The sequence below is a fragment of the Corynebacterium sp. CCM 9204 genome, assembly GCF_041357695.1.
In the GTDB taxonomy this organism is placed as follows: Bacteria; Actinomycetota; Actinomycetes; order Mycobacteriales; family Mycobacteriaceae; genus Corynebacterium.
In genome coordinates, this window is sequence record NZ_JAUERX010000009.1 from 1 (window position 1) to 5,638 (window position 5,638).

The following is a 5,638-nucleotide window of genomic DNA, read 5'->3' on the forward strand; positions in this document are numbered from 1 at the left end:
GTGATGTTTGAGAACTCGATAGTGTGCCAATGTATTTGCTTGGTGAATGTGGTTGCCCTGTTTTTGTGGGGTGGTTGTGTTTGCTGGGTGGATAGTTTTTGATTCGTTTCCGGATCATCCATGGTCGTGGCGTGTGCCGGGGAGTGTAAGTCGCTTCCTTAATCAGCCATTGTGTGGTGCCTGCGTTGTGTGGGTGTCGTGTGGTGGTTGTTGACTGTGGTGGTTGGGACGGATGTTTTTGTGGTGCGTTTGTTTTTCCTCGTCGAATGACGCGCATCATGGGAGTGGATGTTTCATCTGCTTTATTTTTTTGGACAATCATTTTTACGCTGCCCGGTTCTTTTGGGCTGGGTGGTGTGCTGGTTGTTTGTTTTGCTAGGTTTTGGGCTTTTCTTATTGCTTAAAAGCTTTTATGGAGAGTTTGATCCTGGCTCAGGACGAACGCTGGCGGCGTGCTTAACACATGCAAGTCGAACGATGAAGCGGTGCTTGCACCGTGGATTAGTGGCGAACGGGTGAGTAACACGTGGGTGATCTGCCCTGCACTTCGGGATAAGCCTGGGAAACTGGGTCTAATACCGGATATGACTGCATCGTTAGTGGGTGTGGTGGAAAGGTTTTTCCGGTGCAGGATGAGCCCGCGGCCTATCAGCTTGTTGGTGGGGTAATGGCCTACCAAGGCGTCGACGGGTAGCCGGCCTGAGAGGGTGTACGGCCACATTGGGACTGAGACACGGCCCAGACTCCTACGGGAGGCAGCAGTGGGGAATATTGCACAATGGGCGCAAGCCTGATGCAGCGACGCCGCGTGGGGGATGACGGCCTTCGGGTTGTAAACCCCTTTCGACAGGGACGAAGAGAGATTGACGGTACCTGTATAAGAAGCACCGGCTAACTACGTGCCAGCAGCCGCGGTAATACGTAGGGTGCGAGCGTTGTCCGGAATTACTGGGCGTAAAGAGCTCGTAGGTGGTTTGTCGCGTCGTCTGTGAAATCCCGGGGCTCAACTCCGGGCGTGCAGGCGATACGGGCATAACTTGAGTGCTGTAGGGGAGACTGGAATTCCTGGTGTAGCGGTGAAATGCGCAGATATCAGGAGGAACACCGATGGCGAAGGCAGGTCTCTGGGCAGTAACTGACGCTGAGGAGCGAAAGCATGGGGAGCAAACAGGATTAGATACCCTGGTAGTCCATGCCGTAAACGGTGGGCGCTAGGTGTGGGTCCCTTCCACGGGGTCCGTGCCGTAGCTAACGCATTAAGCGCCCCGCCTGGGGAGTACGGCCGCAAGGCTAAAACTCAAAGGAATTGACGGGGGCCCGCACAAGCGGCGGAGCATGTGGATTAATTCGATGCAACGCGAAGAACCTTACCTGGGCTTGACATGTGCAGGATCGGCGCAGAGATGTGTCTTCCCTTGTGGCCTGCATGCAGGTGGTGCATGGTTGTCGTCAGCTCGTGTCGTGAGATGTTGGGTTAAGTCCCGCAACGAGCGCAACCCTTGTCTTATGTTGCCAGCACGTTATGGTGGGGACTCATGAGAGACTGCCGGGGTCAACTCGGAGGAAGGTGGGGATGACGTCAAATCATCATGCCCCTTATGTCCAGGGCTTCACACATGCTACAATGGTCGGTACAGTGGGTTGCGAAGCCGTGAGGTGGAGCCAATCCCTTAAAGCCGGTCTCAGTTCGGATTGGGGTCTGCAACTCGACCCCATGAAGTCGGAGTCGCTAGTAATCGCAGATCAGCAACGCTGCGGTGAATACGTTCCCGGGCCTTGTACACACCGCCCGTCACGTCATGAAAGTTGGTAACACCCGAAGCCAGTGGCCCAACCCTTGTGGGGGGAGCTGTCGAAGGTGGGATCGGCGATTGGGACGAAGTCGTAACAAGGTAGCCGTACCGGAAGGTGCGGCTGGATCACCTCCTTTCTAAGGAGCTTTTTTTCCACGCTCATCGTGAGTGTTGTGCTTGCCTGGTCACCGGTTGGTGGTTGGGTGTGTGGGTGTGGCGGTTGGTTTGTGGCGGACGAGTGTTCCGCACGCCGGCTGGATAATGATAATCGGGTGGACGCGCGTCGTGTAAGCGATTGTGGGTGTGTTCGGGTGAATTGGAAACGTTCGTTGGTGCACTGTCGGGTGTCTGGGACATTATGTTCCTGGTGTTGCGGCCATGTGGCTTGCTGGCCTTGCGGGGTTGGTGGGTGTGTGGTTGGTGTTGTTGTCAGAACTGGATAGTGGACGCGAGTATCTTTATTTTTTGTTTCGTCGAGAATGTGACCGTTTTTTGCGGTTGTTCTTAGTGTTTTGTGTGTTTTGTTTGTAAGGGCACACGGTGGATGCCTTGGCATACTGAGCCGATGAAGGACGTGGGAGGCTGCGTTAAGCCTCGGGGAGCTGTCAACCGAGCGTTGATCCGAGGATGTCCGAATGGGGAAACCCGGCCGTCGTTGTGGGCGGTCACCTGCCGGTGAATGAAATAGTCGGTGTGGAGGTAACGCGGGGAAGTGAAACATCTCAGTACCCGCAGGAAGAGAAAACAATAGTGATTCTGCTAGTAGTGGCGAACGAACGTGGATGAATGGCTAAACCGTATGCGTGTGATACCCGGCAGGGGTTGCGTGTACGGTGTTGTGGGGCAATGACGTTGTGTGGTCTGCCGGCCGCGCCTGATGAGTGTTTGTGTGTTAGCGGAAGTGGTTTGGAATGACCTGCCGTAGACGGTGAGAGTCCGGTACGTGAAAACACATGGGCCGTTGGTGTTGTTGATACCCCGAGTAGCAGCGGGCTCGTGGAATCTGCTGTGAATCAGCCGGGACCACCCGGTAAGCCTGAATACTCAGTGTGACCGATAGCGGAATAGTACCGTGAGGGAATGGTGAAAAGTACCCCGGGAGGGGAGTGAAATAGTACCTGAACCCGTGTGCCTACAATCCGTCAGAGCCTCCGTGTGGGGTGATGGCGTGCCTTTTGAAGAATGAGCCTGCGAGTCAGCGGCATGTCGCGAGGTTAACCCGTTTGTGGGGTAGCCGTAGCGAAAGCGAATCCTAACTAGGGTGTTTTAGTGGCATGTCCTGGACCCGAAGCGGGGTGATCTACCCATGGCCAGTGTGAAGCGACGGTAAGACGTCGTGGAGGCGCGAACCCACTTAGGTTGAAAACTGAGGGGATGAGTTGTGGGTAGGGGTGAAAGGCCAATCAAACTCCGTGATAGCTGGTTCTCCCCGAAATGCATTTAGGTGCAGCGTTGCGTGTTTCTTGCCGGAGGTAGAGCTACTGGTTGGTTTAGCGGGACTACAATCTTAGCGACATCAGCCAAACTCCGAATGCCGGTAAGTGTAAGCGTGGCAGTGAGACTGCGGGGGATAAGCTTCGTAGTCGAGAGGGAAACAGCCCAGATCGCCGGCTAAGGCCCCTAAGCGTGTACTAAGTGGAAAAGGATGTGGGATCGCGAAGACAACCAGGAGGTTGGCTTAGAAGCAGCCATCCTTGAAAGAGTGCGTAATAGCTCACTGGTCGAGTGGTTCTGCGCCGACAATGTAGTGGGGCTCAAGTACACCGCCGAAGCCGCGGCAGCGATATCCTTTTGAGGGTGTTGTTGGGTAGGGGAGCGTCGTGCATGGATTGAAGCCGCCGGGTGACCGTGTGGTGGACTGTGCGCGAGTGAGAATGCAGGCATGAGTAGCGAATGATGAGTGAGAAACTCATCCGCCGGATGACCAAGGGTTCCTGGGTCAAGCTAATCTTCCCAGGGTGAGTCGGGACCTAAGGCGAGGCCGACAGGCGTAGTCGATGGACAACGGGTTGATATTCCCGTACCCGTGCACATGCGCCCATGGTGAATCAGTGATACTAACCGCCCAGAAGCGTTACGCTGCTTTCTTTGATTGTGGTGTTTCGTGGATGCGTGGGACCTGATCTGGTAGTAGCCAAGCGATGGGGTGACACAGATTGGTAGTCGAGCCACTTATTGGATTGTGGTGTAAGCGTGCAGCCCGAGGGATAGGTAAATCCGTTCCTCGTTATATGGGTGAGGCGTGATGCGTACCCTTTTTGGGGATGTCGATGATCCTGTGCTGTCGAGAAAAGCCTCTAGCGATGTGTGTGTGCGGCCCGTACCCCAAACCGACACAGGTGGTCAGGTAGAAAATACTAAGGCGATCGGGTTAACTGTGGTTAAGGAACTCGGCAAAATGCCCCCGTAACTTCGGGAGAAGGGGGGCCATGACGGGTCACTGGTCCTAGCGGCTGGTTGGCGTGTTGTGGCCGCAGAGAATAGAGGGAAGCGACTGTTTACTAAAAACACAGGTCCGTGCGAAGACGATAAGTCGATGTATACGGACTGACGCCTGCCCGGTGCTGGAAGGTTAAGAGGACCTGTTAGACCAACTTGTTGGTCGAAGCGGAGAATTTAAGCCCCAGTAAACGGCGGTGGTAACTATAACCATCCTAAGGTAGCGAAATTCCTTGTCGGGTAAGTTCCGACCTGCACGAATGGCGTAACGACTTCCCTGCTGTCTCAACCACAGGCCCGGCGAAATTGCAGTACGAGTAAAGATGCTCGTTACGCGCGGCAGGACGAAAAGACCCCGGGACCTTCACTATAGCTTGGTATTGATGCTCGGTTCGGTTTGTGTAGGATAGGTGGGAGACTGTGATCATGTGACGCCAGTTGTGTGTGAGTCGTTGTTGAAATACCACTCTGATCGAATTGGGTATCTGTTAACCTCGGCCCGTGATCCGGGCCAGGGACAGTGCCTGGTGGGTAGTTTAACTGGGGCGGTTGCCTCCCAAAGAGTAACGGAGGCGCCCAAAGGTTCCCTCAGCCTGGTTGGCAATCAGGTGTTGAGTGTAAGTGCACAAGGGAGCTTGACTGTGAGACTGACAGGTCGAGCAGGTACGAAAGTAGGGACTAGTGATCCGGCACCGGCTTGTGGAAGCGGTGTCGCTCAACGGATAAAAGGTACCCCGGGGATAACAGGCTGATCTTCCCCAAGAGTCCATATCGACGGGATGGTTTGGCACCTCGATGTCGGCTCGTCGCATCCTGGGGCTGGAGTAGGTCCCAAGGGTTGGGCTGTTCGCCCATTAAAGCGGCACGCGAGCTGGGTTTAGAACGTCGTGAGACAGTTCGGTCTCTATCCGCCGCGCGCGTTGAAACTTGAGAAAGGCTGTCCCTAGTACGAGAGGACCGGGACGGACGTACCTCTAGTGTGCCAGTTGTCACGCCCGTGGCATGGCTGGTTGGCTACGTATGGAAGGGATAACCGCTGAAAGCATCTAAGCGGGAAGCCCGTTTCAAGATAAGGTTTCGTTTGAGGTTCCCTATAGACTATGGGGTTGATAGGCCGGATCTGGAAGCACAGTAATGTGTGGAGGTGACCGGTACTAATTGACCGAAACAAAACAACATGGGCATAGAAACATTTGATGTGTTGCTCGCGTCCACTAGCCAGTGTCTGGCACCAACACCAGCACAACGTAAGTTGTGTGTGGCACTGTTTGAGATGTGTCGGTGGTTTTAGCGGTGCGGGAAACGCCCGGTCCCTTTCCGAACCCGGAAGCTAAGCCCACCAGCGCCGATGGTACTGCATGCGGGAGCGTGTGGGAGAGTAGGACACCGCCGACACTACAACTTCA

Annotated in this window: 3 rRNA genes; all 3 read left to right on the plus strand. The window is 54.9% G+C overall.

Annotation, left to right across the window (positions count from 1 at the left end):
- Nucleotides 1-409 precede the first annotated feature (409 nt).
- The 3 genes from QWU43_RS11615 to rrf all read left to right on the plus strand — a co-directional run bounded on the left by QWU43_RS11615 (nucleotide 410) and on the right by rrf (nucleotide 5,627).
- Nucleotides 410-1,930, plus strand: a 16S ribosomal RNA gene (locus QWU43_RS11615).
- Nucleotides 1,931-2,310: 380 nt separating this feature from the next.
- Nucleotides 2,311-5,409 (plus strand): 23S ribosomal RNA (locus tag QWU43_RS11620).
- Between the two features lie 100 nt (nucleotides 5,410-5,509).
- Nucleotides 5,510-5,627: ribosomal RNA gene (gene rrf, locus QWU43_RS11625) — 5S ribosomal RNA — on the plus strand.
- Together the 16S, 23S and 5S rRNA genes form the textbook arrangement of a ribosomal RNA operon.
- Nucleotides 5,628-5,638 lie beyond the last annotated feature (11 nt).